The following is a 25,422-nucleotide window of genomic DNA, read 5'->3' as shown; positions in this document are numbered from 1 at the left end:
CTCGGGTTTTCATAGCACGCGGGAAAGGGCGACGCCCTAGAATCAGACGCTGATGCCTCTGACCCTCCTCATTCTTCTTCCCTTTGTGGGCAGCTTGCTGGCGGCCGTGCTGCCCGCAAATGCGCGCAATACCGAGTCCACGCTCGCGGGCCTGGTCGCGCTGTTTTGCACGGTGCAAACGGCGCTGTACTTCCCCCAGATCGCCGAAGCGGGCGTGTTGCGCGAGGAGATCACCTGGTTGCCTGCCCTGGGCCTGAACCTGGTCATCCGCATGGACGGGTTCGCCTGGATGTTCAGCATGCTGGTGTTCGGCATCGGTACGCTGGTGGTGCTATATGCGCGCTACTACATGTCGCCGGCGGACCCGGTGCCGCGCTTTTTCTCGTTCTTTCTGGCTTTCATGGGCGCCATGGCCGGCGTGGTGCTGTCGGGCAACATCATCCAGCTGGTGTTCTTCTGGGAACTCACCAGCCTGTTCTCGTTCCTGCTCATCGGCTACTGGCACCACCGTGAAGACGCCCGCCGGGGCGCGCGCATGGCCCTCACCGTGACGGGCGCGGGCGGACTGTGCCTGCTGGCCGGCATGCTGGTGCTGGGCCACATCGTGGGCAGCTATGACCTGGACCGCGTGCTGGGCGCAGCCGAGCTGGTGCGCGACCACCCCATGTACCTCACGGCGCTGGTACTGGTGCTGCTGGGGGCGTTCACCAAGAGTGCGCAGTTTCCGTTCCACTTCTGGCTGCCCAACGCCATGGCTGCGCCCACGCCCGTGTCGTCGTACCTGCACTCGGCCACCATGGTGAAGGCGGGCGTCTTCCTGCTGGCACGGCTGTGGCCCGTCATGGGCGGCACCGAGCCGTGGTTCTGGCTGGTGGGCGGCGCGGGCCTGGCCACGCTGCTCATCGGCGGCTACGCGGCCATGTTTCAGAACGACCTCAAGGGCCTGCTGGCGTATTCCACGATCTCGCATCTGGGTCTGATCACGCTGCTGCTGGGCCTCAACAGCCCTATGGCCGCCGTGGCCGCCGTGTTCCACATCATGAACCACGCCACGTTCAAGGCGTCGCTGTTCATGGCCGCGGGCATCATCGACCACGAAAGCGGCACGCGGGACATACGGCGCCTCTCGGGCCTGCGGCGCATGATGCCCGTCACCGCCACGCTGGCCACGGTCGCCAGCGCCGCCATGGCGGGCGTGCCGCTGCTCAACGGCTTCCTGTCCAAGGAGATGTTCTTCGCGGAGACGGTGTTCTTCGACGCTGCGCCGGCCGTGGCCCAGATACTGCCGATCGCGGCCACCGTCGCGGGCATGTTCAGCGTGGCCTATTCGCTGCGCTTCATCGTCGATGTGTTCTGGGGCCCCCCCGCCACCGATCTGCCGCATGAGCCCCATGAGCCGCCGCACTGGATGCGCGTGCCGGTGGAGCTGCTGGTCTGCGCCTGCCTGGTGGTGGGCGTGCTGCCCGCGTGGTCGATCGGCCAGTACCTGAATGCCGCGGCGCTGCCGGTGGTGGGGGGCGAACTGCCGGCCTTCAGCCTGGCGGTCTGGCACGGCTTCAACACGCCCTTCATGATGAGCCTGGTGGCACTGGTCGGCGGCACCGCCTTGTACATGGTGTTGCGCTGGGAGCGCAAGCAAGGCCGCATCAACGCCGCCCCACTGATGCACCGCGTCAGCGGACGCGGCGTGTTCGAGGCAGTGCTGGTGCAGATCACGCGCTGGGGGCACAGCGGGCGGCGCCTGCTGTCCACGCGCCGCCTGCAGTGGCAGATGCTGTGGCTGGTGCTCGTCACGCTCGTGGGCGCCGCCATGCCGCTGTACACACGCGGCTTGCAGTTGGGAGATCGGGGCACGCTGCCGCTGTCGCCCGCTTTCGTGCTGATCTGGGCGTTGGGCATGGTCTGCGCCGTGGCCTCGGCCTGGCAGGCCAAGTACCACCGCCTGGCGGCGCTGACCCTCATGGGCGGTGCAGGGCTGTGCGTCTGCATCACCTTCCTGTGGTTCTCTGCGCCAGACCTCGCACTCACCCAACTGGCCGTGGAACTGGTCACCACCATCCTGATCCTGCTGGGCCTGCGCTGGCTGCCCAAGCGCGACGAAAGCCTGCCCGCCTCGCCCGCCAGCGCCGCGCTGGCGCGCACGCGGCGCGTGCGCGACCTGCTGCTGGCCGTCGCCGCGGGCGGCGGCATGGCGTGGCTGGCATTTGCCATGATGAGCCGGCCCTTCGCGCAGAGCACCTCCACGTTCTTCCTGGAGCGCGCCCTCACCGAGGGCGGCGGCACCAACGTGGTCAACGTCGTGCTGGTGGACTTCCGCGGGTTCGACACGTTCGGCGAGATCGTGGTGCTGGGCATCGTGGCGCTTGCGGTGTATGCGCTGTTGCGGCGCTTTCGCCCCGCAGTGGAGACCATGGACCTGCCCGAGCAGCAGCGCTACCTGCCGGCCGATCTACAGACCGACCTGCTGAACCCGCGCAACGCAACCGACACGGCCGTCGGTTACCTGATGGTGCCCGCGGTGCTGGTGCGGCTGCTGCTGCCGTTCTCGGCCCTGGTGGCCTTCTACCTCTTCATGCGCGGGCACAACCAGCCGGGCGGCGGCTTCGTGGCGGGCCTGGTGTTCTCGGTGGGGCTGGTGCTGCAGTACATCATTTCGGGCACATCGTGGGTCGAGGCGCACCTGCCCCTGTATCCGCGGCGCTGGATTGCCTCCGGCCTGCTGCTGGCGCTGGGCACCGGACTGGGCGCCGTGGCGCTGGGCTATCCGTTCCTTACCAGCCACACCGCGCACCTGCACCTGCCGCTGATCGGGGACCTCCACGTGGCCAGCGCCATGTTCTTCGACATGGGCGTCTTCGCGCTCGTCGTCGGCTCCACGCTGCTCATCCTTACGGCCATCGCCCACCAGTCGGTGCGCAGCCACCGTTACCACGCCCGTCTCATGGAAGAAGAACAACAAGCGGCCAGCGAGCAAGCAGCCGTCCCGGCCACACAAGGAGTCGTCTGATGGAAATCGTGCTGGCTCTGTCCATCGGCGTGCTCACGGGCTCGGGCGTCTGGCTGCTGCTGCGCCCCCGCACCTTCCAGGTCATCATGGGCCTGTCGCTGCTGTCGTATGCCGTGAACCTGTTCATCTTCAGCATGGGTCGCCTGGGCCTGGCCGTGGGCAAGGAGCCCGTGCTCGTGCCCGGCGTGCCGCAGGATCTGCAGCATTACGCGGACCCCATGCCCCAGGCGCTGGTGCTCACCGCCATCGTGATCGGCTTTGCCATGACCGCACTGTTCCTCGTCGTGCTGCTGGCTTCGCGGGGCATGTCGGGCACCGACCACGTGGACGGCTCGCACTCGCGTGAAACGCAGGAGATGCCATGAGCCGCATCGCGGAGCTGACCTCCCTGCTCATGCCGCACCTGATGCTGGCGCCCATCGGGCTGCCGATGCTCACGGCCGCTTTGCTGCTCACCATGAAGGAAGAGCAGCAGCGCCTGAAGCTGGGCCTGAACATCCTGTCCACCCTGCTCGGGCTGCTGGTGGCCGTGGCGCTGCTGCTGTGGTCGCACGAATCCAGAGCGCCCGCGACCATGGGTGTGTACCTGCCGGGCAACTGGCCGGCGCCGTTCGGCATCGTGCTGGTGCTGGACCGGCTCTCGGCCATGATGCTGCTGCTGACGGGCTTCGTGGCGCTGTGCTCCATTGTGTTCGCCGGTGCGCGCTGGCACCGCGCCGGCGTGCACTACCACACGCTGTTCCAGTTGCAGCTCATGGGGCTGGGGGGCGCCTTCCTCACGGGCGACCTGTTCAACCTGTTCGTCTTCTTCGAGATCCTGCTGGCAGCCTCGTACGGCCTGCTGCTGCACGGCGCCGGCCGCACGCGCGTGCAGGCCGGCCTACACTACATCGCCATCAACCTGGCGGCGTCCTCGCTGTTCCTGATCGGCGCGTCCATGCTGTACGGCATCACGGGCACGCTCAACATGGCCGACCTGGCGCAGGCCATCCCGCAGGTGTCGGCCGCCGACCGGGGATTGTTGCACTCGGCGGCCGCCATCCTGGCCACGGCGTTTCTCATCAAGGCGGCTGTGTGGCCCCTGAACTTCTGGCTGGTGCCGGCCTACAGCGCGGCCACGGCGCCCGTGGGTGCGCTGTTCGCCCTGATGACCAAGGTGGGCATCTACACGCTGCTGCGCCTGTGGACGCTGATGTTCAGCAGCGAGGCCGGCCCATCCTCCCTGTTCGGCAGCCTGTGGCTGATCGGCGGCGGCATGGTCACCATGGCCTTCGGCGCCATCGGCATGATGGCCTCGCAGCGCCTCACCCACCTGGCCGGCCATGCGGCCGTGCTGTCGTCGGGCACGCTGCTGGCGGCAGCAGGCTTCGGACAGAACGCGCTCACTGCCGGGCTGCTGTACTACCTGCCCAGCTCCACGCTGGCCGTGAGCGCGCTGTTCCTGCTGGCCGACCTCATCGACCGCTGGCGCAACGATGGCGCGTCGCTGGCGCCTTACGAACTGGACGACGTGGCCCCCTTCCTCACCCCCGAGCTGATGCCCACCACCGGCCTGAACCTGGACGAGGACGAGGAAGTGCTGGTCGGCCGCGTCATCCCCGCCGCGGCCGCGTTTCTGGGTCTGTCCTACATGGCCTGCACGCTGGTGATTGCGGGCCTACCGCCGCTGTCCGGCTTCATCGGCAAGTTCGCGATGCTGACGGCGCTGGTAAACCCGCTGGGGCTCGGCTCTTCGGCCGGCACACAGCCCGGCCTGCCGGGCTGGACGTTGATCGCGCTGATGATCGCCACGGGTCTGCTGGCGCTGCTGGCGCTCACGCGCTCGGGCATACGCCACTTCTGGGCCGCGCACGACCGCCCCACGCCCCAGTTGCGCGTGATGGAGGGGCTACCCATCGCCATACTGCTGGGGGCCTGCGTGGCGCTCACCCTGCAGGCCAACGGCGTGATGCGTTTCACCGAGGCAACGGCCAACGGGCTGCATGCGCCGGGCACGTATGTACGCGCCGTGATGACGGCCGCGCCCATTCCCAGCCCCACCACGACGCCGACGCCTGAGCGCGCGGAAAGCTCTGCCACCACGAAGGCCGCGCCATGATGAAGAAGCTGCTGCCCGCCCCGCTGGTCTCCCTGGGTTTGTTCGTGATGTGGCTGCTGCTCAACCACACCACCAGCATCGGCCACGTCCTGCTGGCACTGGTACTCGCATGGGGCCTGCCGGTGCTGTTCAGCGAATTGCGCCCGCAGAAGGTGCGCGTGCGCCACCTCGGCACGATCATCCGGCTGTGCTTCACGGTGATGGTGGACACCACGCGGTCCAACCTTGCCGTGCTGCGCTTTCTGCTGCTGCCGTCACAGCGCCGCCACCCGCCGGACTTCGTCAAGATTCCGCTGGAACTGCGCGACCCCAACGCCCTCGCCGTACTGGCCATGATCGTGTGCATAACCCCTGGCACCTCCTGGGCCGAGCTGTCGCTGGACCGCAGCCTGCTGATGCTGCATGTGCTGGAGGTGGGCGATGCGCAGGCCATCATCGACCACGTCAAGGCGAGCTACGAGCGCCCGCTGATGGAGATTTTCGAATGACCGGTTCCGTACTGTCCTGGGCGCTGCCCATCGCCATGTTCCTGCTGGCCGCGGCCATGGTGCTGTGCCTGGTGCGCCTGCTCAAGGGCCCCGCCGCGCAGGACCGCGTGCTGGCGCTGGACTGCATGTACCTCAACGGCATGCTGCTCATACTGGTACTGGGCATCTACTACGGCAGCACCAACTACTTCGAGGCCGCCATGTTGATCGCACTGCTGGGCTTCGTCAGCTCCACGGCCATGGCCAAGTTCCTCTTGCGCGGCGAGGTGATCGAATGAGCGACGCACTGCCGCTGTGGCTGGACATCGTGCTGTCCGCGCTGGTGCTGTGCGGCGCGGCCATCGCGTTCATGGGGTCACTGGGGCTGCTGCGCCTGGCCACCTACTTCGAGCGCGTGCACGCACCGTCCATCATCGCCACCATGGGCTGCTGGTGCATCATGCATGCCACGCTGGTGTACTTCTCCGTGACGGGCAACGGCCTGGCGCTGCATGCGTTGCTGATTGCCCTGTTCATCGCCATCACCGTGCCCGTGACCAACATCTTCCTGATGCGCGCCGCGCTGTTTCGCGCGCGCCGCGCGGGCGAGAAGGTGCCGCCCAGCCTCAGCCGCGTGGCGGACAGCAGCACGCTCGACTCGTGATTTGCTATTGAAAATATAGCTACTAGCGCTTGACCAACAAGCGCTAGAGCCTTATTTCATTCAAACGCACTCAGCGGCCACCAAAGCCACCACCGCCCGGCGTTTGGATCTCGAACACATCCCCCGCTTCCATTTGCGCCTGCCCGATGTGCTGCAGCGGCTCCGCCCGGCCGTCCGCACGCACGACGCGGTTGACGCCGGGCATGCCCGGCTGCCCACCCGCCATGCCGAAGGCGCCGTGCACCCGGCCGTTGGACAGAATGCTCGCGGTCATGGGCTCCAGGAAGCGGATGCGGCGCACGCCGCCGTCGCCGCCCTTCCAGCGGCCGCCGCCGCCCGAACCGGCGCGGATGGCGTAACTCTCCAGCCGCACGGGGAAGCGGAACTCCAGCACCTCCGGATCGGTCAGGCGTGAATTGGTCATGTGCGTTTGCACCACGCTCGTGCCATCAAAGCCCCCCACCAGCGCGCCCGCGTCGTCGAACTGGCCGCCCGCCCCGCTGCCGCCCGAGATGGTCTCGTAATACTGGTAGCGCGCGTTGCCGAAGGTGAAGTTGTTCATCGTGCACTGGCTGGCCGCAGACACGCCCAAGGCGCCCAGCAGCGCATTGGTGATGCAGCTGGAGGTCTCCACGTTGCCCGCCACCACCGATGCCGGCGGGTTGGGGTTGAGCATGGAGCCCGGCGGAATGATGACCTGCAGGGGCTTGAGACACCCGGCGTTGAGCGGAATGTCGTCCTCCACCAGCGAGCGGAAGACGTAGAGCACCGCGGCCATGCACACCGCCGTGGGCGCATTGAAGTTGTTGGACTGCTGCGCGCTGGTGCCGGTGAAGTCGATCACCGCACTGCGCGTGGCCGCGTCAATGCGCACGGCCACGGTGATCTGCGCGCCGTTGTCCAGCGGCAGGGTGAAATGCCCGTCCTGCACGCGCGCGGCCAACCGCGTGATGGCGCGGCGCACGGACTCCTCGGCGTTGTCCTGCACATGCTGCATATAGGCCTGCACCACGCTCAGGCCGAAGTGCTCCACCATGCGGCGCAGCTCCTGCACGCCCTTCTCGTTGGCGGCGATCTGCGCCTTCAGGTCGGCCAGGTTCTGCTGCGGGTTGCGGCTGGGGTACTCGCCACTCTCCAGCAGCGCAATCATCTCGGCCTCGCGCAGCACGCCGGCATCCACCAGCTTCACGTTGTCGATCTGCACGCCCTCTTCCTCGATGCGCGTGGAAAACGGCGGCATCGACCCCGGCGTGGTGCCCCCCACGTCCGCATGGTGGCCGCGGCTGCCCACGTAGAAAGTGGGCTCGGCCGCTTCACCGTGGTCGTCGCCGATGTAGACCGGCGTGATCACGGTGATGTCCGGCAGGTGCGTGCCGCCGTGGTATGGGTCGTTCAGCACAAACACGTCGCCGCGCCGCATGTGGCCGCGGTTGCGCGCGATCACGGTGCGGATGCTCTCGCCCATGGACCCCAGGTGCACCGGCATGTGCGGCGCGTTGGCAATCAGCTGGCCCTCGGCGTCGAACAGCGCGCAGCTGAAGTCCAGCCGCTCCTTGATATTCACGGAGTACGCGGTGTTCTGCAGCTGCAGCCCCATCTGCTCGGCAATGTTCATGAACAGGTTGTTGAACACCTCCAGCAGCACCGGGTCCACCTGCGTGCCCGCGGCATGGCGCTGGGCGCGCGGCAGGTGGCGGTGCAGCACCAGATGGTCCAGGGACGTGAGCCGTGCCTGCCAGCCCGGCTCTACCACCGTGGTAGCGTTCTTCTCGGCAATGATGGCCGGGCCCTGCAGCAGGTCGCCGGGGCGCATGTCTTCGCGCACCACCAGCGCGGCGTCGTGCCAGGCCGGTGTGCCGTCCGTGCCCACGGTGAACATGCGCACGGTGTCGCGCCGCGGCACTTCGCGCTCGGGCTGCAGATCCTGCGCATGCTCGACCGGCGCATCGCCCGCCACCACGGCTTCCACCGACACCGCCTCCACCATCAGTGCCTTGCCCTGCATGAGGAAGGCAAACCGCTGGCGGTACGCGGCCTCGAAGCCCCGCGTGATCGCCTGCAGGTCGCCAAAGGGCACGGCCAGCGCCGAATCGGTACCCTCGTAGCGCACATGCACGCGCCGACGCACCACGATGTCGCCGCCCGAGAGGCGCTCTTGCGCCATCTCGGCCTCGGCGGCCTGGGCCAGTGCATCCAGCGTGGCCGTGATGCCGGGCAGCGCCTCGGGTGTGAGGCGTGCCTCCACCGCCTTCTCACGCATCACGTTCTGGTCGGCCAGCCCCATGCCGTAGGCCGACAGCACGCCCGCCAGCGGATGCACCAGCACCTGCTGCATGCCCAGCGCATCGGCCACCAGGCAGGCGTGCTGGCCGCCCGCGCCGCCAAAGCACTGCAGCGTGTAGCGCGTGACGTCGTAGCCGCGCGCCACGGAGATCTTCTTGATGGCGTTGGCCATCTGCTGCACCGCGATCTGGATGAAGCCATGCGCGCAGGCCTCGGGCGTCAGCGCGGCTGCGCCATCCGCCGCGCCTGCGGTCTGGCCCGCCAGCGCCGCAAAACGCTCGCGCACCACGGCCGCATCCAGCGGCTCGTCGGCACCATGGCCGAACACGCGCGGGAAGTACGCGGGCTGGATCTTGCCCACCATCACGTTGGCATCGGTCACGGCCAGCGGGCCGCCGCGGCGGTAACTGGCGGGGCCGGGGTTGGCGCCGGCGCTTTGGGGACCTACGCGGAAACGGGCGCCGTCGAACTCCAGGATGGAACCGCCGCCCGCGGCCACCGTGTGAATGCTCATCATGGGCGCACGCATGCGCACGCCCGCCACCTGGGTCTCGAACTCGCGCTCGAACTCACCCGCAAAATGGCTCACGTCGGTGGACGTGCCGCCCATGTCGAAACCGATCACGCGCACCGGCGGCTGCGTGGCGGCCGCACCGGCCCCTGGCGCTGCCTCTGCCTGCGCCGCAATCTGCGCCGTGCGCGCCATGCCCACGATGCCGCCGGCCGGCCCGGAGAGGATCGCGTCCTTGCCCTGGAAGCGGTGCGCATCCGTGAGCCCCCCCGACGACTGCATGAAATACAGCGGCACGCCCGGCATCTCGGCCTCCACCTGCTGCACGTAGCGCCGCAGGATGGGCGACAGATACGCGTCCACCACGGTGGTGTCGCCCCGGCTCACGAACTTCATCAGCGGGCTGGTGCCGTGCGAAGTGCTGACCTGCGTGAACCCGGCAGCCAGCGCCAGGCGGGCGGCCGCCTCCTCATGCGCGGGATAGCGGTAGCCGTGCATGAACACGATGGCCACGCTGCGCAGGCCCGCGTCATAAGCGGCCCACAGGCGTTCCTTCAGGTGGTCTTCCTCCAGCGGCTGTACCACCTCGCCGTGCGCGCCCACGCGCTCCTGCGCCTCGATGACGCGGCTGTACAGCAGTTGCGGCAGCACGATGTGCCGGTCGAAGATGCGCGGGCGGTTCTGGTAGGCGATGCGCAGCGCGTCCTTGAAGCCACGCGTGGTAACCAGCAGCGTGGGCTCCCCCTTGCGCTCCAACAGCGCGTTGGTGGCCACGGTGGTGCCCATCTTCACGCACTCCACCAATTCAGGCGTCACGGCCTCGCCCGGCGCCAGCCCCAGCAGGTGGCGGATGCCCGCCACCGCCGCATCGCGGTACTGCTCGGGGTTCTCGGAGAGCAGCTTGTGCGTCACCAGGCTGCCGTCGGGGCGCCGACCCACGATATCGGTGAACGTACCCCCCCGATCCACCCAGAACTGCCAGAGTTTCTTTGCCATACCCGTTTCCTTTGTGTGCCGCGTGTGAAACATTGCGGAGAAAGAACCCACAATTTACCGATAATTTATCTGCAAGCCTGCATGATCCATACCGGATATTCACCACCCCGCCCACGCATATGACCCAACCGCCCGCCGCCACAGGTTCCCGGCTGCTTGACCTGCCACTGGAGCGCACGCTGCACGCCTGGGTACAGCGCTTTGGCGAGCCGCGCTGGCGCGGCTGCCACGTGGAAGGCTGGGTGTTCGAAAGCCAGGCCGCGCGCCTTGCTGCGGCGCAGCAGCTGGCGGCCGCAGGCGTGCATGCCCGCTTTCACAGTGCCTACAAGCCGCTGGTACAGCATTTCATGGACCACGTGGATTGCACCCAAGTGGTGCAGGCCCGCGTGCGCTACCCGCTGGCGGCGCACGGGCCTGCACAGCGCTTTCGGTTGGAGGCCTATCCGCTCGCCGCCCTGCTGGGGGGCGGCATCTTGCACATGGAGCCCCACGACGACGCCAGTGGCGGCTACCACGTGGAACTGGAACTGCGCGACGGCACCCGCACCGTGCAGCACGTGCACGCACCCAACCGCGTACACACCGACATGACGGGCGCCACGGTGCTCTCGCCCACCGGCTGGCTGCGCGTGGGCACACAGGAAGGCGCTGCCGACCTGATCGACACCGCCGTATGCACCGACTACGAGCAGGCCTTCGCCGCGGCGGTGCAGGCGGTGCGCGGTCACGCGTGGCCGGACCATGAGCCGTACTTCGACCGCCTGCTGCTGCGCGTGGACCTGCCGGGCTACGAGCAGCCCGTGGGCGCCACCGGCGAGACCATAAGCACCCTGGAGGCGCTGCACGAGGACCTGTACTTCACGCTGCTGGAGTTCTTCCAACAGCACAGCGGCCGCCCCGTGGGCGACCGCCGGTTGCAGCCCGGGCAGATCGTGCCCGACGTGCGCGTGGGCGACGGCGCTCCGCACGTACAGGTGGACCTGCTGCCCTTCGCGGCGTGCGCCGACGACCTGCCAGCCCACCCAACGGCCCACGCCCCGGACAGTTTGGCGACGCTGGACGAGTCCCCTGCCCCTGATCGCATCACCCAGACCCTGCACGCCTGGCCCGCGCAACGTTTCAGTGCACGCTCACGCCAGGGACGCACCGTATGGGGGCAGTACCACGCGGGCACGCAGGCACCGGTGTTCATCAGTGCGGGCCAGCATGCCAACGAGACATCGGGCATCGTGGGCGCGTTGCGCGCCGCCGAAGTGCTGCAGGCGCAACCCGGCGCGCACTACGCGCTGATCGCGCTGGAGAACCCCGACGGCTACGCTCTGCACCGCGCGCTGTGCGCCCGCCACCCGGGCCACATGCACCATGCCGCGCGCTACACCGCGCTGGGCGACGATGTGGAATACCGCGACCACGCGCCGCTCTACGAGCGCGAGGCCCGCCAGTCCGCGCTGGCGCTGTCGGGCGCGCAACTGCATGTGAACCTGCATGGCTACCCCGCGCATGAGTGGACGCGACCGCTGTCGGGCTATGTGCCGCGTGGATTCGAGCAGTGGATGCTGCCCAAGGGGTTCTTCCTCATCCTGCGCTACCACGCCGGCTGGCAGCAGCCCGCGCGTGCGCTGCTGGAGGCCGTGTGCGCGCGCCTGCGGCAAGTGCCGGGGCTGGCAGATTTCAACGCACGCCAGCGGGCCCTCTACGAGCACCACGCAGGCCCGCTGCCCTTCGAGGTGCTGGATGGCATCGCCTGCATGCAGTCGCAGACGTCGCACGATGCGCCGGTGACGCTGATCACCGAGTTCCCCGACGAGACGGTGCACGGCGACGCCTTCCGCTTTGCGCACACGGTGCAGATGCACACCGCCCTGGCCGCCGTGCAGGCCTGGCAGGACATTGCCACGCATCTGCCATCGCCCGTCGGCACTTCAAGCCAAATAGGCCTCTAGCGCTTTACCGACAAGCGCTAACAGCTATTAAATATATAGCACGTCTCACATGGACGCCGCGGCACGGGCCGCCTGGTCGTACATGCCGGACAGCACGCGCAGCAGGCGCGCCAGCTCGCCAATGTCGCGGTTCAGGCCGTCGTCGGCATTCAGCGCATCGATCAGGCAGCTCTCGCGGATCTCACGGTAGCGCTGCACATGGGCGCGCCCCGCCTCGGTGGCGGCGTAGGTCACGTCCTTGCCGTTCTTGCTGGAGGCCACCACGCCCAGCGCCAGCAGCTTCTTGAGCGAGTAGTTCACCACGTGCGTGTCTTCCACGTTCATGATGAAGCAGATGTCGGCCAGCCGCTTGTCGCGTGCGCGGTGCGTCACATGGTGCAGCACCACCACGTCCAGCGGCGTGAGGTCGCGCAGACCGGCCGCGGCCATGCAGTGCACCACCCAGCGGTGGAACGCATTGCCCGCGACGATGAGGCCGAACTCGAACTCGCTCATCTCCGCACTGCGGTCCGACACCAGATGCGCGGACGACACGATGGGCCCGCGCGCCTTGGCGGCCTTGCCCACCTTGGCAGTGGCAGCGGGGGCCGGGGACTTGGGTCTGGCGGCTGCGGTCATGGTTTCACTCCGAGGACTGCGCCAAAAGCGACAGATGGCATTGGCATGGGATGTGCATGTCGATTGATTGTAGGGAGCAGCCCGATGATTTGCCGGCAATTTATCGACATTCAGGTGAATCACCTAGGCCGTTTCCCTGTGGCCCCCGCTACAGTGAACGCGCTGAGCCCCCTCTCTTCTCAACCCTTGCGGAGACCCCCGAGATGAAGCGTCGAAACCTTGTCGCCGTTGCACTGGCTGCCCTCACCGGCCTGTGCGCCCCCGCCCTGCATGCCCAGACCAAGTGGGACCTGGCCGCCGCCTACCCGGCCACCAATTTCCACACGGAGAACCTGGCGCAGTTCATCAGCGACGTGGACAAGGCGTCGGGAGGCAAGCTCAAGATCACGCTGCATGCCAACGCCGCACTGTTCAAGGCGCCCGAGATCAAGCGCGCCGTGCAGGGCGCGCAGGCGCAGCTCGGCGAGATCCTGCTCGCCAACTTCCAGAACGAATGGCAGATCTTCGGCGTGGACGGCCTGCCCTTCCTGGCTGACAGCTACGACGCGTCGATGAAGCTGTACAAGGCGCAAAAGCCGTTCCTGGAGAAGAAGCTGGCCGAGCAAGGCATGGTGCTGCTGTACGCCGTGGCCTGGCCGCCACAGGGCATCTACACCAAGAAGCCCGTGAACAACGCCGCCGACCTGAAGGGCATCAAGTGGCGCGCCTACAGCCCCGCCACCGCGCGCATCGCCGAGCTGGTGGGCGCGCAGCCGGTGACGGTGCAGGCCGCCGAGTTCTCGCAAGCGCTCGCCACCGGCGTGGTGGAGTCCACCATGACCTCGGGCGCGACGGGCGTGGACAGCAAGCTCTACGAGCACCTCAAGTATTACTACGACACCCAGGCCTGGCTGCCCAAGAACGCGCTCATCATGAACAAGAAGGCGTTCGATGCGCTGGACAAGCCCGTGCAGGAAGCCGTGCTCAAGGCCGCCGCCGACGCGGAGACCCGCGGCTGGGCCGCCAGCCGCCGCGTGAACGAGGACACGTTGGCCAAGCTCAAGGCCGAGGGCATGCAGGTAGTGCCGCCCAGCAGCCAGCTGAAGGCCGACATGGCCAAGGTGGGCGACACCATGCTCAAGGAATGGCTGGACAAGGCCGGGCCCGACGGCAAGGCGCTGATCGACGCCTACCGCAAGTAACACCTCCCCGCCCAGAGCCTCCACGCGCCAGACCACGATGCGACGCCTGTTGAACTTCCTCTATGACGGCGCCGCCGCGCTGGCGGCGCTGTGCATGGTGGCGCTTCTGTGCGCCGTGCTGCTGTCCATCGTGAGCCGGCAGCTCAGCTTCCATGTACCGGGCATCGACGCCTATGCGGGCTACCTCATGGCGGCTGCGGGCTTTCTGGCGCTGGCGCATACCCTCAAGCGCGGCGAGCACATCCGCGTGACGCTGGTGCTGAGCGCCCTCAAGGGGCGCGCGCACCAGGCGCTGGAGCTGTTCGCGCTGGCCCTGGGCACGCTGCTGGCCGTGCTGTTCGCGTACTACAGCGTGCGGCTGGCCTGGCAGTCGCATGCGTTCAACGACATCTCCACCAGCAGCGACGCCACGCCGCTGTGGCTGCCGCAGCTGTCCATGGGCGTAGGCGCGATGGTGATGGCGATAGCCTTCGTGGACGAACTGGTGCTGCAGCTCCTGGGCCGGCGCGCGGGCGCCAGGCCGGGCGAAGCCCTGCGCAACGAATGACCGGAAGACGCCTTCATGAGTGACCTTGCCATCACCGGCCTGTTGATCCTGTCGCTGTTCCTGATCCTGGGCAGCGGCGTGTGGATCGGGCTCACGCTCTCGGGCGTGGCCTGGATCGGCATGCAATTGTTTTCCTCGCGCCCCGCGGGCGACGCCATGGCGGTGACCATCTGGGGCTCCTCGTCGAGCTGGACGCTCACCGCCCTGCCCCTCTTCATCTGGATGGGCGAGATCCTGTTTCGCACGCGGCTGTCGCAAGACATGTTCAAGGGCCTGGCCCCGTGGGTGCAGGGCCTGCCCGGGCGGCTGCTGCACACCAACGTGGTGGGCTGCACCATCTTTGCCGCCGTGTCGGGGTCCAGCGCCGCCACCTGCGCCACCATCGGCAAGATGACGCTGCCCGAGCTCACGCGCCGCGGCTACCCCGAGAAGATGGTCATCGGCACGCTGGCCGGCGCCAGCACGCTGGGCCTGCTGATCCCGCCCTCGATCATCATGATCGTCTACGGCGTGACGGCCGAGGTATCGATCTCCAAGCTGTTCATTGCCGGCGTGCTGCCCGGGGTGCTGCTGGCCGCGCTGTTCTCGGGCTACATCATGTTCTGGGCATTGCGCCACCCCGACCAGGTCCCAGCGGCAGACCGGCAGATGGGCCTGCTGGACAAGCTGCGCGAATCGCGCGCGCTGATTCCCGTGGTGCTGCTCATCGCCGCGGTGCTGGGCTCCATCTACACGGGCATCGCCACCGCCACCGAAGCCGCGGCCGTGGGCGTGGTGGGCTCGCTGGTGCTGTCCGCGGCGCAGGGGTCGCTGAACTGGGCGAGCTTTCGCGACGCGCTCATGGGCGCCACGCGGCTGTACTGCATGATCGCGCTGATCCTCGCGGGCGCGGCCTTCCTCACGCTGGCCATGGGCTACATCGGCCTGCCACGGCACCTGGCGGAATGGATCTCTTCGCTGGGGCTGAGCCAGGCGCAACTGGTGGTGGCGCTGGCCGTGTTCTACATCGTGCTGGGCTGCTTCCTGGACGGCATCTCCATGGTGGTGCTCACCATGGGCGTGCTGATGCCCACGGTGAACGCAGCGGGCATCGACCCGATCTGGTTCGGCGTCTTCGTCGTGCTGGTGGTGGAGATGGCGCAGATCACCCCGCCCGTGGGCTTCAACCTGTTCGTGCTGCAGGGCATGACGGGCAAGCAGCTGCCGTGGATCGCCCGCGTGGCCGCTCCCATGTTCCTGCTGATGTGCGCGGCCGTCACGCTGATCTATGTGTTTCCGGGCATCGTGACCTGGCTCCCGCAGCAAATGACGGCGCGTTGACGAGGCCGCCGCCGCTCGGCAGCGCCTCCCTACAATGCGCCGATGTTCCACGTTCTTGCCATCTGCGCCGGTGCCTGCGCCGGCGCGCTCGCGCGCTGGCGGCTGGGCCTGTGGCTCAACACGCACGGCGCGCTGCTGCCATGGGGCACGCTAGCGGCCAACCTCATCGGCGGCTACCTCATCGGCCTGTGCCTGGCGCTGTTCCAGGCACTGCCGCAGTTGGACCCGGTCTGGCGCGCGCTGCTCATCACGGGCTTTTTGGGGGCGCTGACCACCTTCTCCACCTTCTCGGCCGAAGTGGTCGGGCTGCTGCAGCAGCAGCGCCTGGCGCAGGCCCTGGGCCTGTGTGCGCTGCATGTGGCCGGCTCGCTGTGCATGACCTGGGCCGGGCTGCACAGCCTGCCCTGGCTGTGGGCGGGCGCGCGGCAAGGCGTTTGACCACTATCGATTTAATAGCTGCTAGGGCTTGATACATAAGCGCTACAGGCCATTTTCATTAAAATCCCCTCGCTACACTGCGCACCCCGGCGACTGCCCCACAGACAGCCGCCTCCACTGAAAAATCTTCCATGCAAGCCAATACCGACCTTCAAGACAGCCGCCTGGCCCATGCCTGGGCCGAGCTGCACAACTACGCCGTTGCCGGCAATCCGCTGCACGCCGATTCCTACCGCCTCGCCTTCGCCGACCCCGAGTTCATGCTGCGCCGCGAGACGCGCGGCATCCGTTTTCAACTGGAGCTGATGAAGCCCGACCTGGGCCTGACGGCGCAGGGCATCGAGCACACCGTCGTGGTGTACGGCAGCGCACGCTTCATCTCGCCCGAAGCGGCCGAGCAGCAACTGGCCGATGCACGTGCCAGCGGCGATACCGAGCGCATTGCGCGCGCCGAGCGTGCGGTGAAGAACGCCTATTACTACGACCAGGCCCGCCAGTTCGCGCGCCTGGTGGCCGAGTACAGCGAGAGCCGCCCGCCCGCCGAGCGCCTGTACATCTGCACCGGCGGCGGCCCGGGCATCATGGAGGCGGCCAACCGCGGCGCGCACGACGCAGGGGCGCTCAACGTGGGCCTCAACATCTCGTTGCCGCACGAGCAAAGCGGCAACCGTTTCATCTCGCCCTCGCTGTCGTTCAAGTTCCACTATTTCGCTCTGCGCAAAATGCACTTCATGATGCGCGCCAAGGCCCTGGTGCTGTTCCCTGGCGGCTTCGGCACGCTGGACGAACTGTTCGAGGTGCTCACGCTGGTGCAGACCGGCAAGGCCAAGCCCGTGCCCATCGTGTTGTTCGGCGTGGCCTTCTGGAAGAAGCTGATCAACTTCGAGGCGCTCGTGGAGCAAGGCACGATCTCGCCCGAGGACCTCCAGCTGTTCCACTACACCGACGACCCAGCCGAGGCCTGGAGCATCATCCGCACGTTCTACGAACTCTGACCGCGCACCAGCGGCGCGGCACACCCTGCGGACCGCCTTGCCAATCCAGGCCTGTCAGGGATGCGGCGGAGGGGCCGGCGCCTCGCCGCGCAACCGCCAGGCCACGCGCGCACCCAGCCCCACGGTGGCGCCCACGGCCCAGAACAGGCCACTCAGCCCCACCAGCGCGCTCGCGGTGCCAAACAGCAGCGGCATCACCACGCTGGAGCCGTTGATCGCCATCAGCCGCAGACCCAGTGCCTCGCCATGGCGGTGCGCGGGCGTGAGTTGGTGCAGCATGCTCATGATCATGGGCTGCACCGAGCCCAGCGCGAACCCCAGCAGCACCGAGCACGCTCCCAGCGTCACGGCCGTCGGCAGCAGCGGATAGACCGCGAACAGCAGTGCCGTCGCCACCATGGCGCCGGTGACCACGGTGGATTCGCGCAGCCGGTCGGCCACCAGCGGCATGAGCACGCGGATCACCGCGGCGGCAATCGCGAACGCGCCGAGGATGGAGCCGATCACCGAGGCCGACAGCCCCCGCTCATGCCCCAGCAGCGGCACCACGAAGGTGTGCACGTCCCAGCACGACGACAGCAGCCAGTTCACGATGAGCAGCCGCCGAAAGCCGGGCTCGGCCAGCAGGTCCCAGGCCCGCGCGCGCGTGCCGTCCTCCGCGGCCACCACTGGCGGCATCTCCTGCGTGCCGCGCACCCAGAACCAGGTGGCCAACGGCAATACCGCCATGAGCGCGAAGGCCGCGCGAAAGCCCATGGTCGCGCCCGCCTGCGCACCCGCGTGATCGATCAGCAGCCCCGCGCAGAACGGGCCCAGGAAGTTGGACACCGCCGGCCCGATGGCCAGCCAGCTGAAGACCTGGCGCAGCTGCGTGCCGCCGTGCGCGGCGCGGCCCACGTGGCGTTGCAAGGCGATCGTGGCAGCCCCCGTGGCGCCACCGGTGAGCAGTGCCGCAACGCACAGCACCGCAAACGTCGGCCACACCAGCGCCGCGCCGGCACCCAGGACGGCCGCGACGACCGCGTGGCGCACCGGGCGCTTGAGCCCATGGCGGTCGGCATAGCGCCCCGCGGGCAGCGCCAGGAACACCTGCGTGAGCGCGAACAGCGCCAGCAACACGCCCACGGCCGCCGCGCTGTAGCCCTCGCGCAGCGCCAGCAGCGGCGCGGCCATGCGCATGCCCGCCATGCTGGCGTGGATGCAGATCTGGCCGGCGATCAGCCGCGCGAGCGCCAGGTTCAAGTCACTCGCCTTCGTCTTCGATCAGCAGGTCCGGCAAGGGTGCACCCTCTGCATCGCCCTGCCCCGCCGCCGGCTCCGGCGCGGGCAGCTCCTGCACGCCGCGCAGCTTGCGCTGGATGGCACGTGTGCGCACATCCACCTGCTCGAATTTCTTGGCCGCCGCGTCGATGGACTTGCGCGTGGCCTCCACCACGTCGCCGAACTTGGCGAACTCGGTCTTCACCTGGCCCAGCACGCTCCACACCTCGGACGAGCGCTTCTCGATGGCCAGCGTCTTGAAGCCCATCTGCAAGCTGCTGAGCATGGCCGCCAGATTGGCAGGCCCGGTGATCATCACGCGGCAGTCGTTCTGCACCGCCTCGACCAGCCCGGGGCGGCGCATGACTTCGGCAAACAGCCCTTCGGTGGGCAGGTAGAGCACCGCGAAGTCGGTGGTGTACGGAGGCGCCACATATTTGCTGAAGATCTTCTTGGCTTCCAGGCGGATGGAGGATTCGAAGGCGTTGCCCGCCGCCGTGATCGCGAGCTTGTCCGCCGTGTCCTGCGCGTCCAGCAGGCGCTGGTAGTGCTCCACGGGGTACTTGGAGTCGATGGGCAGCCACACGGGCTGCTCGTCGCTCTTGCCCGGCAGGCGGATGGCAAACTCCACCAGATCGTCGCTGCCCGGCATGGTCTTGACGTTGCGGGCGAACTGCTCGGGCGTGAGCACGTTGTCGATGATCGCGCCCAGCTGCATTTCGCCCCAGGTGCCGCGCGTCTTCACGTTGGTCATCACGCGCTTCAGGTCGCCGACGCTGCCGGCCAGCGTCTGCATCTCGCCCAGGCCCTTGTGCACCTGCTCCAGCCGGTCGCTCACCAGCTTGAAGGACTCGCCCAGGCGCTGCTCCAGCGTGGCGTGCAGCTTTTCGTCCACGGTGCGGCGCATCTCCTCCAGCTTGGCGGCGTTGTCGCCCTGGATGGCGGCCAGGCGCTCGTTGAGCGCGCCCCGCAGCGCCTCGGCATTGTTCTGGCTGCTGGCGACCAGGCCGGACAGCTGCTGCCCCATGGACTCCTGCAGGGCGGAGAACTGGCTGCGCAACTGGTGCGTGGTGCCTTCCAGCTGGTCGCGCAGCGCGCCCGACATGGTGCCCAGCTGGCCCTGGATGTCGCCCTTGAGCGAGTCCAGCGTGCCGCGCGTGGTGCCGCTCAGCGCCTCGAAGCGCTCCTGGATGCGCTGGCCGAAGAGCTGCGTGCTCTCGGCCATGGCGTCGCGCGACTTCAAGCTGTCGGCCGCCAGCGCCTGCGCTGTCTGGCTCAGCTCGGCACGAAAGGCGGACAGCGCATCCGCCTGCTCCTTGCGGGCCACGGCGGCATCGGCGCGCGCCTGCGCCAGGTGCTGCTCCAGACGCGACTGCAGCGCGGCAAAGGACGCCTGCAGCTCGCCGCGGCTGGTGCGCGACTCCTGCGCGGCCAGCGCCAGTCGCTCGTCCAGCAGGGCCTGCGTGGTCTGGGTGAACCCGCGCAGTTGCTGGGCCATGGCATCCAGCGCTCCGTCATTCTTGGCCACGGCCAGCTGCGTGGCCTGCACCGCAGATTCCAGCGACTGCAGGCGCGCCAGCCACTCGGGCGGCAGGTCCATGCGCGGGCGGCGCAGTAGCAGCACCGCCAGCAACACCACGGTAAGCACCAGCAACGCCAGTGCGGCGGTCATTTCGAATGTCATTCTTTAACTATCAAAACAATAGCTGTTAGCGCTTGTCCATCAAGCGCCAGAAGCCAATTTCATTCACACCTTGGTGGGCGTGTTCACGGGAGTGAGGGCGCCGCGCCCGTCGAAGAACGCCACCAGGTTGTCCGCCGCCAGTTGCGCCATGGCGAGCCGCGTGGGCACGGTGGCGCTGGCGATGTGCGGGGTGAGCACCACGTTGGGCACCTCCAGCAACGCGGGGTGCACCGCGGGCTCGCCTTCGAATACGTCCAGCCCCGCGGCAGCGATGCGGCGCTCCTTGAGCGCCTGGGCCAGCGCCGCGTCATCCACGATGCCGCCGCGCGCGATGTTGATCAGCGTGGCCGTGGGCTTCATGCGCGCGATCTCGGCCGCGCCGATGGCATGGTGCGACTCGGGCGTGTAGGGCAGCACCAGCACCAGGTGGTCGGCCTGGGCCAGCAGCTCGTCCTTGCCCACGTAGCGCGCCTTGCATTCTGCCTCCAGCGCGGGCGACAGGCGCGAGCGGTTGTGGTAGATCACGTTCATGCCGAAGCCGTGCGCCCCGCGCTTGGCAATGCCCTGTCCGATGCGGCCCATCCCAAGGATGCCCAGCGTGCTGCCATGCACCTCGCAGCCGGCGAACATGTCGTAGCTCCAGCGCGTCCACTGGCCGGCGCGCAGGTAATGCTCGCTCTCCGTGATGCGCCGCGCCGTGGCCATGAGCAGCGCAAAGCCGAAATCGGCCGTGGTCTCGGTCAGCACGTCGGGCGTGTTGGTGCCCTGCACGCCGGCGGCGGTCATCGCGGCGATGTCGAAGTTGTTGTAGCCCACCGTCATGTTGGCCGCGATGCGCAGCTGCGGGCAGGCGGCCAGCAGCTCGGCGTTCACCGGCTGGGTGCCGGTGAGCAACGCGCCGTCCTTGCCCTGCAGCCGCTCAATGAGCTCGGCCTGCGTCCACAGGTTGTCGTCCTGGTTGGCATACACCTCGAAATGCTGCGTCAGGCGCTCAATGACCTCGGGGAAGATCTTGCGCGCGACGAGGATGTGGGGCTTGGACATGGGAAGTGCTCCTTTCGGTCAGGTGTCGGCAGCCTGAACGCAGGGCCGTGCCGAGGCACCCCGCGGTTCAGGCCCGGGCTCATTGCAACCAGATGAAGGTCATCACGACGAACAGCGGCAACAGGATGCCGCACGACCACAGCATGTAGCCGAAGAAGCTGGGCATCTTCACGCCGCGGTCCTCCGCAATCGCCTTGACCATGAGGTTGGGCGCGTTGCCGATGTAGGTGTTGGCGCCCATGAACACGGCGCCCGCCGAGATGGCGGCCAGCGTGGCGGCATGCGTGGTCATCAGCGTGGCCGCTTCGCCGCCGGCCGTGTTGAAGAACACCAGGTAGGTGGGCGCGTTGTCCAGGAACGAGCTGAGCAGGCCGGTGGCCCAGAAGTACATCGCAGGATCGGGCGAACCGTCGGGCCGCGTGACGGCGGAGACGATGGCGCCGAAAGGCCCATTCACGCCGGCCTTGAGCATGGCAATGACGGGAATGATGGTCAGGAAGATGCCCGCGAACAGCTTGGCCACCTCCTGCATCGGGCCCCAGCCGAACTGGTTGTCTGCATGCACTTGCCGCGGCGTCAGCGCCAGCGATGCCACGGTCACCGCGATCAGCCCCGCATCGCGCACCAGGCCGGGCAGGCCCAGCGGCGTGCCGGCGATCACCCATTCCACGGGCGACTTCCAAATGCCGCTGAGCAGCACCAGCCCCACCACGGCCAGCAGCAGCACGAAATTGATCTTGCCGTCAAAACCCAGCGCGGCCGGTGCCGAATCGGGGGTGGGATCGGTACGGCTGACTTCACCCGCCTGGCGGTAGTACCAGCTGTCCAGCGCATAGAACAGCACCAGCAGCACGCCGATGAGGAACAGCGTTTCCGGAAACACGTGCCGCGCCGTCCAGGAGAAATCCACGCCCTTGAGGAAGCCCAGGAACAGCGGCGGATCGCCCAGCGGCGTGAGCGAGCCGCCGGCGTTGGAGACGATGAAGATGAAGAACACCACCACGTGCGCCACATGCTTGCGGTTGTCGTTGGCGCGGATCAACGGACGGATGAGCAGCATGGACGCGCCCGTGGTGCCCATGAAGCTGGCCAGCACCGCGCCCACGGCGAGAAAGCCGGCATTCAGGGCCGGGCTGCCGTGCAGATTGCCACGGATATAGATACCACCGGCCACGGTGAACAGCGCCGTGAGCAGGATCACGAAGGGCAGGTATTCCGCGACCAGCGCATGCGCGAAGCCCGCCGCCGCCACGCCGGGGCCAAAGACCACGGCAAACGGCACCAGAAACGCCAGCGCCCACGCGGCGGTGACCTTGCCGAAGTGGTGGTGCCAAAACAGCGGCGCCAGCAACGGCAGCAGCGCAATGCTCAACAGCACGCCGGCAAACGGGACACCCCACAGCACCGACAGCTGGCTGCCGTCGATCTCCGCCGCCCCCGCCAGCGCGGGTGCCAGGCACAGCAGCCCAAGGGCCAGGGTGCGGATGGGGTTCATGGACAGGTCTCCTCGGGTCATTCTTGGGAAAGTTGAAATGCCGCCGGCGGCGCCAGGCGCGCGCTCACTGCGGCGAGGGAATCTCGAACACCTGGCGCAGGTAAGCCAGGTATTTCTCGTCGTTGCACATGTTCTTGCCGGGTGCGTCCGACAGCTTGGCCACGGGCTGGCCGTTGCAGCGCGTCATCTTGATCACGATCTGCAATGGCTCGTAGCCCAGATCGTTGGTCAGGTTGGTGCCGATGCCGAACGCCAGCTGACAGCGGCCGTTGAAGCGCTGGTACAGCTCGATGATGCGAGGCACGGTCAGCGCGTCGCTGAAGATCAGCGTCTTGGTCAATGGGTCCACGCGGTTGTCGCGGTAGTGCTGCAGCAGCCGCTCGCCCCATGCGAAGGGATCGCCGCTGTCGTGGCGCGCGCCATCGAACAGCTTGCAGAAGTACAGGTCGAAGTCGCGCAGGAAGGCGCTCATGCCGTACACGTCGGACAGCGCGATCCCCAGGTCGCCGCGGTATTCCTTGGCCCACATCTCGAAGCCGAACACCTGGCTGTCGCGCAGCCGCGGGCCGAGGGACTGGCAGGCCTGCAGGTATTCGTGCGCCATGGTGCCCAGCGGCGTCACGCCCAGCTTCATTGCGTACAACACGTTGCTCGTGCCCGCAAACTGCCCCGGCGCGCCGCGCCGGTCGTCAGAGCCCAGGCGCACGCACAGAACGCGCAGCACCTCCTCGTGCCAGGCGCGCGAAAAGCGCCGACGCGTGCCGTAGTCGGCAATCTTGAGACTGTCCAACCCCGGCTGCTGCAGCTGGCCGATCTTGGCTTCGAGCCGGCGGCGCCCCTCGGGAAAGTCGGGCACCTTCTGCGTGTTGCGGAAGTACACCTCGTTCACGATCGCCAGCACCGGGATCTCGAACAGGATGGTGTGCAGCCAGGGCCCGGTGATGGTGATGTCGATCTCGCCCGAGGGCAGCGCGCTCACGCGGATGTACTTCTCGTTGAGGCGAAACAGCCCCAGGAAGTCGACGAAGTCGCTCTTGATGAAGCGCAGCGAGCGCAGGTAGGCCAGCTCCGCGTCCTGGAACTGCAGGCTGCACAACGCGCGGATCTCGTCGCGGATCTCGCTGACGAAGGGTGCCAGCTCCACACCCGGGTTGCGGCACTTGAAGCGGTACTCCACCTGCGCGCCCGGAAACTGGTGCAGCACCACCTGCATCATGGTGAACTTGTACAGGTCGGTGTCGAGCAGGCTGGTGATGATCATGGATGCGCGCGGGGCAGACTGTCCCGCTACTGGACATGGCGATGGGGATCCGCCGCGCCGCCACACACGCGTGGCCGGGCCGGCGAGCCCCTGATTCTGGCATCAACCCACCCGGGCCGCCGCGAACCGGCGCGCAGCCCCGGCAGCCCTCAGGGAAAGCCGGCGCGCCGCGCCCGCGATCAACGCGCCACGCACAAGGGCTGCAGTGCCTGGCGCAGCCGATCGGGCAGCGCACGCGGACGGCGGTCGTCCCGTCCCACGTACACATGCACGAAGTGGCCGCAAGCCGCACTCATGGCCTCGCCCTGGGCGAATAGGCCGACCTCGTAGCGCACGCTCGTGTCACCCAGCCGCGCCACACGGATGCCGGCGTCGATGGTTTGCGGGAACGCCAGCGACGCGAAATAGTTGCACTGCGTCTCGATGACCAGCCCGATGGTGTCGCCGTGATGGATGTCCAGCACGCCCTGCTCGATCAGGTAGGCATTCACCGCGGTGTCGAACCAGCTGTAGTACACGACGTTGTTCACATGGCCATAGACGTCGTTGTCCATCCAGCGCGTACCGATGGAGCGAAACACCGCGTAGGCCTCGCGCGGCTGCGGCCGGGGCCGCTGGGCCGTGCCTGCAGCGCCTGCCGCACCTGAGGGAGAGAGGGACGTGTTCATGAGGCGCTGATTCTGCCAGCGGCCAGCGGCGGCCTCCCCTTGTCCCCTGTCTTCGTTCGTAATAGGCAGCGCGCAGTCCACCGCCGGTCCAGATGTAACCAACAGAACTTTGGGAGTTGCCCCTAAAAATGCTGCATTGCAACAAAAAAGCTTGCGCCTATCGACAGGATCCCTAAAATTCGGCTCATGCTGCACTGCAACATGACGCACTGGTCAGTCAGGGCAGATGTCTCAACCCGCCCATCCCGGGCATCCAATGGAGATATGACATGTCGCTGACCCCTGAGCAAATCCTCGCTTCCCACAAGGCCAACCTGGAGACCCTGTTCGGCCTGACGAACAAGGCCTTCGAGGGCGTGGAGAAGCTCGTCGAGCTGAACGTGACCGCCTCGCGCGCTGCCCTGGCCGAAGCCGCCAGCCACACCCAGGCCGTGCTGTCCACCAAGGACGCACAAGAGCTGCTCGCACTGCAAGCCAGCCTGTTCCAGCCCCTGGCCGAAAAGGCCTTGGCTTACAGCCGCCACCTGTACGACATCGCTTCCGGCACGGGCGCCGAATTCGGCAAGACCTTCGAAGCACAGGCCGCAGAAGTGCAGCGCAACTTCACCAACCTGGTGGACAGCGCCGCCAAGAACGCCCCCGCTGGTTCCGAGACCACCGTCGCCGTCTTCAAGAGCGCTGTGTCTGCCGCCAACAACGCCTTCGAGTCGGTGCAAAAGGCCGTGAAGCAGGCCAGCGATGTGGCCGAAGCCAACTTCAACGCCGTGGCCAGCTCTGCCGCCACCGCTGCCAAGACGGCGACCGCCGCAACCGCTGCTCCCCGCAAGCGTTGAGTGAATCGCTGCCACGTCGCTGGCAGATTACAGGGTTTACCCCTATAATTCACTCACTGGCCCGTCGATGGGAATGAATGTCGCAGGGCCCTCCAGTTGTCTCCTTGGA

At 67.6% G+C, this 25,422-nt stretch carries 21 protein-coding genes; 13 read left to right on the top strand and 8 right to left on the bottom strand.

Translation table 11 applies throughout. The features are described 5' to 3' along the window. Window positions 1–52 precede the first annotated feature (52 nt). From PCQ86_RS08880 to PCQ86_RS08855, 6 genes are read left to right on the top strand one after another with little or no spacing between them, the layout of a single operon-like run. Window positions 53–3,007 carry a monovalent cation/H+ antiporter subunit A gene (locus PCQ86_RS08880; protein WP_270175303.1) on the top strand — a complete coding sequence of 985 codons (2,955 nt, stop codon included), beginning with the start codon at window positions 53–55 and terminating at the stop codon, window positions 3,005–3,007. Next, window positions 3,007–3,372, top strand: a complete 366-nt coding sequence (locus PCQ86_RS08875; protein ID WP_047349161.1) for a Na+/H+ antiporter subunit C — start codon at window positions 3,007–3,009, stop codon at window positions 3,370–3,372. Before PCQ86_RS08880 ends, PCQ86_RS08875 begins: the two co-directional genes overlap by 1 nt. Further along, the gene (locus PCQ86_RS08870) at window positions 3,369–5,105 is read left to right on the top strand and encodes a monovalent cation/H+ antiporter subunit D (protein WP_270175302.1); all 1,737 of its coding nucleotides are present in this window, start codon (window positions 3,369–3,371) and stop codon (window positions 5,103–5,105) included. The genes PCQ86_RS08875 and PCQ86_RS08870 overlap by 4 nt, the downstream gene beginning before the upstream one ends. Beyond that, entirely contained in the window at window positions 5,102–5,593 is a 492-nt protein-coding gene (locus PCQ86_RS08865; protein WP_047349163.1) for a Na+/H+ antiporter subunit E, read from the top strand. The genes PCQ86_RS08870 and PCQ86_RS08865 overlap by 4 nt, the downstream gene beginning before the upstream one ends. Then, a complete protein-coding gene (locus PCQ86_RS08860) occupies window positions 5,590–5,871 on the top strand; it encodes a K+/H+ antiporter subunit F (protein ID WP_220638809.1) in 282 nt (93 codons plus the stop codon). Before PCQ86_RS08865 ends, PCQ86_RS08860 begins: the two co-directional genes overlap by 4 nt. Then, the gene (locus PCQ86_RS08855) at window positions 5,868–6,236 is read left to right on the top strand and encodes a monovalent cation/H(+) antiporter subunit G (protein WP_011805679.1); all 369 of its coding nucleotides are present in this window, start codon (window positions 5,868–5,870) and stop codon (window positions 6,234–6,236) included. Before PCQ86_RS08860 ends, PCQ86_RS08855 begins: the two co-directional genes overlap by 4 nt. 70 nt (window positions 6,237–6,306) lie before the next feature. Here the strand turns inward: PCQ86_RS08855 and PCQ86_RS08850 are convergent, their stop codons facing one another. Next, window positions 6,307–10,026 (bottom strand): hydantoinase B/oxoprolinase family protein, encoded by a 3,720-nt coding sequence (locus PCQ86_RS08850; protein WP_270175301.1) that lies wholly within the window; start codon window positions 10,024–10,026, stop codon window positions 6,307–6,309. A gap of 119 nt (window positions 10,027–10,145) precedes the next feature. Between PCQ86_RS08850 and PCQ86_RS08845 the strand changes: the two genes are divergently transcribed. Further along, window positions 10,146–11,969, top strand: coding sequence for a peptidase M14 (locus tag PCQ86_RS08845; protein WP_270175300.1), 1,824 nt, complete (start codon window positions 10,146–10,148; stop codon window positions 11,967–11,969). Window positions 11,970–12,014: 45 nt separating this feature from the next. Here PCQ86_RS08845 and PCQ86_RS08840 read toward each other — a convergent pair whose 3' ends face one another. Beyond that, on the bottom strand, window positions 12,015–12,587 hold the full coding sequence (locus tag PCQ86_RS08840; RefSeq protein WP_015912995.1) for a winged helix DNA-binding protein: 573 nt from the start codon (window positions 12,585–12,587) through the stop codon (window positions 12,015–12,017). A gap of 203 nt (window positions 12,588–12,790) precedes the next feature. Here PCQ86_RS08840 and PCQ86_RS08835 point away from each other — a divergent pair, with 203 nt between their 5' ends. The 5 genes from PCQ86_RS08835 (at window position 12,791) to PCQ86_RS08815 (ending at window position 17,068) form a co-directional block, all read left to right on the top strand. Continuing rightward, the gene (locus PCQ86_RS08835; protein WP_103737546.1) at window positions 12,791–13,768 is read left to right on the top strand and encodes a TRAP transporter substrate-binding protein; all 978 of its coding nucleotides are present in this window, start codon (window positions 12,791–12,793) and stop codon (window positions 13,766–13,768) included. 37 nt (window positions 13,769–13,805) lie between these two features. Beyond that, window positions 13,806–14,315 carry a TRAP transporter small permease gene (locus PCQ86_RS08830; RefSeq protein WP_011805684.1) on the top strand — a complete coding sequence of 170 codons (510 nt, stop codon included), beginning with the start codon at window positions 13,806–13,808 and terminating at the stop codon, window positions 14,313–14,315. A gap of 15 nt (window positions 14,316–14,330) precedes the next feature. Then, window positions 14,331–15,635 (top strand): TRAP transporter large permease, encoded by a 1,305-nt coding sequence (locus PCQ86_RS08825; protein ID WP_270175299.1) that lies wholly within the window; start codon window positions 14,331–14,333, stop codon window positions 15,633–15,635. A 42-nt stretch (window positions 15,636–15,677) separates the two neighbouring features. After that, window positions 15,678–16,073: a fluoride efflux transporter CrcB gene (gene crcB / locus PCQ86_RS08820; protein ID WP_270175298.1), complete on the top strand. Its 396-nt coding sequence runs from the start codon at window positions 15,678–15,680 to the stop codon at window positions 16,071–16,073. 131 nt (window positions 16,074–16,204) lie between these two features. Next, complete coding sequence (locus PCQ86_RS08815; RefSeq protein ID WP_270175297.1) at window positions 16,205–17,068, top strand: TIGR00730 family Rossman fold protein; 864 nt, start codon at window positions 16,205–16,207, stop codon at window positions 17,066–17,068. A gap of 54 nt (window positions 17,069–17,122) precedes the next feature. On the opposite strand, the gene PCQ86_RS08810 is transcribed toward PCQ86_RS08815, so the two are convergent. The 6 genes from PCQ86_RS08810 to PCQ86_RS08785 all read right to left on the bottom strand — a co-directional run bounded on the left by PCQ86_RS08810 (window position 17,123) and on the right by PCQ86_RS08785 (window position 24,480). Then, window positions 17,123–18,310 (bottom strand): MFS transporter, encoded by a 1,188-nt coding sequence (locus PCQ86_RS08810; RefSeq protein WP_172206651.1) that lies wholly within the window; start codon window positions 18,308–18,310, stop codon window positions 17,123–17,125. A 1-nt stretch (window position 18,311) separates the two neighbouring features. Further along, the gene (rmuC, locus tag PCQ86_RS08805) at window positions 18,312–20,012 is read right to left on the bottom strand and encodes a DNA recombination protein RmuC (protein WP_270175296.1); all 1,701 of its coding nucleotides are present in this window, start codon (window positions 20,010–20,012) and stop codon (window positions 18,312–18,314) included. A gap of 63 nt (window positions 20,013–20,075) precedes the next feature. Further along, window positions 20,076–21,056, bottom strand: a complete 981-nt coding sequence (locus PCQ86_RS08800; RefSeq protein WP_135148711.1) for a 2-hydroxyacid dehydrogenase — start codon at window positions 21,054–21,056, stop codon at window positions 20,076–20,078. 79 nt (window positions 21,057–21,135) lie between these two features. Further along, window positions 21,136–22,551: a sodium:proton antiporter gene (locus tag PCQ86_RS08795; RefSeq protein ID WP_135148712.1), complete on the bottom strand. Its 1,416-nt coding sequence runs from the start codon at window positions 22,549–22,551 to the stop codon at window positions 21,136–21,138. Between the two features lie 64 nt (window positions 22,552–22,615). Further along, window positions 22,616–23,812 carry a nicotinate phosphoribosyltransferase gene (pncB, locus tag PCQ86_RS08790; protein ID WP_011805692.1) on the bottom strand — a complete coding sequence of 399 codons (1,197 nt, stop codon included), beginning with the start codon at window positions 23,810–23,812 and terminating at the stop codon, window positions 22,616–22,618. Window positions 23,813–23,991: 179 nt separating this feature from the next. Continuing rightward, complete coding sequence (locus PCQ86_RS08785) at window positions 23,992–24,480, bottom strand: acyl-CoA thioesterase (RefSeq protein WP_011805693.1); 489 nt, start codon at window positions 24,478–24,480, stop codon at window positions 23,992–23,994. A 269-nt stretch (window positions 24,481–24,749) separates the two neighbouring features. Between PCQ86_RS08785 and PCQ86_RS08780 the strand changes: the two genes are divergently transcribed. Beyond that, entirely contained in the window at window positions 24,750–25,313 is a 564-nt protein-coding gene (locus PCQ86_RS08780) for a phasin family protein (protein WP_270175295.1), read from the top strand. Window positions 25,314–25,422: the final 109 nt, after the last annotated feature.

The sequence above is a fragment of the Diaphorobacter sp. ED-3 genome (assembly GCF_027625375.1).
Classification (GTDB): domain Bacteria; phylum Pseudomonadota; class Gammaproteobacteria; order Burkholderiales; family Burkholderiaceae_C; genus Diaphorobacter; species Diaphorobacter nitroreducens.
The sequence above is the reverse complement of the archived record's forward strand: the minus strand, read 5'-3'. Positions and strand labels throughout refer to the sequence as shown.

What these genes read in the sequence shown, in the direction of transcription:
- PCQ86_RS08880 (WP_270175303.1), top strand. Translation starts at nt 53, where the DNA reads ATGCCTCTGACCCTCCTCATTCTTCTTCCCTTTGTGGGCAGCTTGCTG.
- PCQ86_RS08875 (WP_047349161.1), top strand. Translation starts at nt 3,007, where the DNA reads ATGGAAATCGTGCTGGCTCTGTCCATCGGCGTGCTCACGGGCTCGGGC.
- PCQ86_RS08870 (WP_270175302.1), top strand. Translation starts at nt 3,369, where the DNA reads ATGAGCCGCATCGCGGAGCTGACCTCCCTGCTCATGCCGCACCTGATG.
- PCQ86_RS08865 (WP_047349163.1), top strand. Translation starts at nt 5,102, where the DNA reads ATGATGAAGAAGCTGCTGCCCGCCCCGCTGGTCTCCCTGGGTTTGTTC.
- PCQ86_RS08860 (WP_220638809.1), top strand. Translation starts at nt 5,590, where the DNA reads ATGACCGGTTCCGTACTGTCCTGGGCGCTGCCCATCGCCATGTTCCTG.
- PCQ86_RS08855 (WP_011805679.1), top strand. Translation starts at nt 5,868, where the DNA reads ATGAGCGACGCACTGCCGCTGTGGCTGGACATCGTGCTGTCCGCGCTG.
- PCQ86_RS08850 (WP_270175301.1), bottom strand. Translation starts at nt 10,026, where the DNA reads ATGGCAAAGAAACTCTGGCAGTTCTGGGTGGATCGGGGGGGTACGTTC.
- PCQ86_RS08845 (WP_270175300.1), top strand. Translation starts at nt 10,146, where the DNA reads ATGACCCAACCGCCCGCCGCCACAGGTTCCCGGCTGCTTGACCTGCCA.
- PCQ86_RS08840 (WP_015912995.1), bottom strand. Translation starts at nt 12,587, where the DNA reads ATGACCGCAGCCGCCAGACCCAAGTCCCCGGCCCCCGCTGCCACTGCC.
- PCQ86_RS08835 (WP_103737546.1), top strand. Translation starts at nt 12,791, where the DNA reads ATGAAGCGTCGAAACCTTGTCGCCGTTGCACTGGCTGCCCTCACCGGC.
- PCQ86_RS08830 (WP_011805684.1), top strand. Translation starts at nt 13,806, where the DNA reads ATGCGACGCCTGTTGAACTTCCTCTATGACGGCGCCGCCGCGCTGGCG.
- PCQ86_RS08825 (WP_270175299.1), top strand. Translation starts at nt 14,331, where the DNA reads ATGAGTGACCTTGCCATCACCGGCCTGTTGATCCTGTCGCTGTTCCTG.
- crcB (WP_270175298.1), top strand. Translation starts at nt 15,678, where the DNA reads ATGTTCCACGTTCTTGCCATCTGCGCCGGTGCCTGCGCCGGCGCGCTC.
- PCQ86_RS08815 (WP_270175297.1), top strand. Translation starts at nt 16,205, where the DNA reads ATGCAAGCCAATACCGACCTTCAAGACAGCCGCCTGGCCCATGCCTGG.
- rmuC (WP_270175296.1), bottom strand. Translation starts at nt 20,012, where the DNA reads ATGACATTCGAAATGACCGCCGCACTGGCGTTGCTGGTGCTTACCGTG.
- PCQ86_RS08800 (WP_135148711.1), bottom strand. Translation starts at nt 21,056, where the DNA reads ATGTCCAAGCCCCACATCCTCGTCGCGCGCAAGATCTTCCCCGAGGTC.
- PCQ86_RS08795 (WP_135148712.1), bottom strand. Translation starts at nt 22,551, where the DNA reads ATGAACCCCATCCGCACCCTGGCCCTTGGGCTGCTGTGCCTGGCACCC.
- pncB (WP_011805692.1), bottom strand. Translation starts at nt 23,812, where the DNA reads ATGATCATCACCAGCCTGCTCGACACCGACCTGTACAAGTTCACCATG.
- PCQ86_RS08785 (WP_011805693.1), bottom strand. Translation starts at nt 24,480, where the DNA reads ATGAACACGTCCCTCTCTCCCTCAGGTGCGGCAGGCGCTGCAGGCACG.
- PCQ86_RS08780 (WP_270175295.1), top strand. Translation starts at nt 24,750, where the DNA reads ATGTCGCTGACCCCTGAGCAAATCCTCGCTTCCCACAAGGCCAACCTG.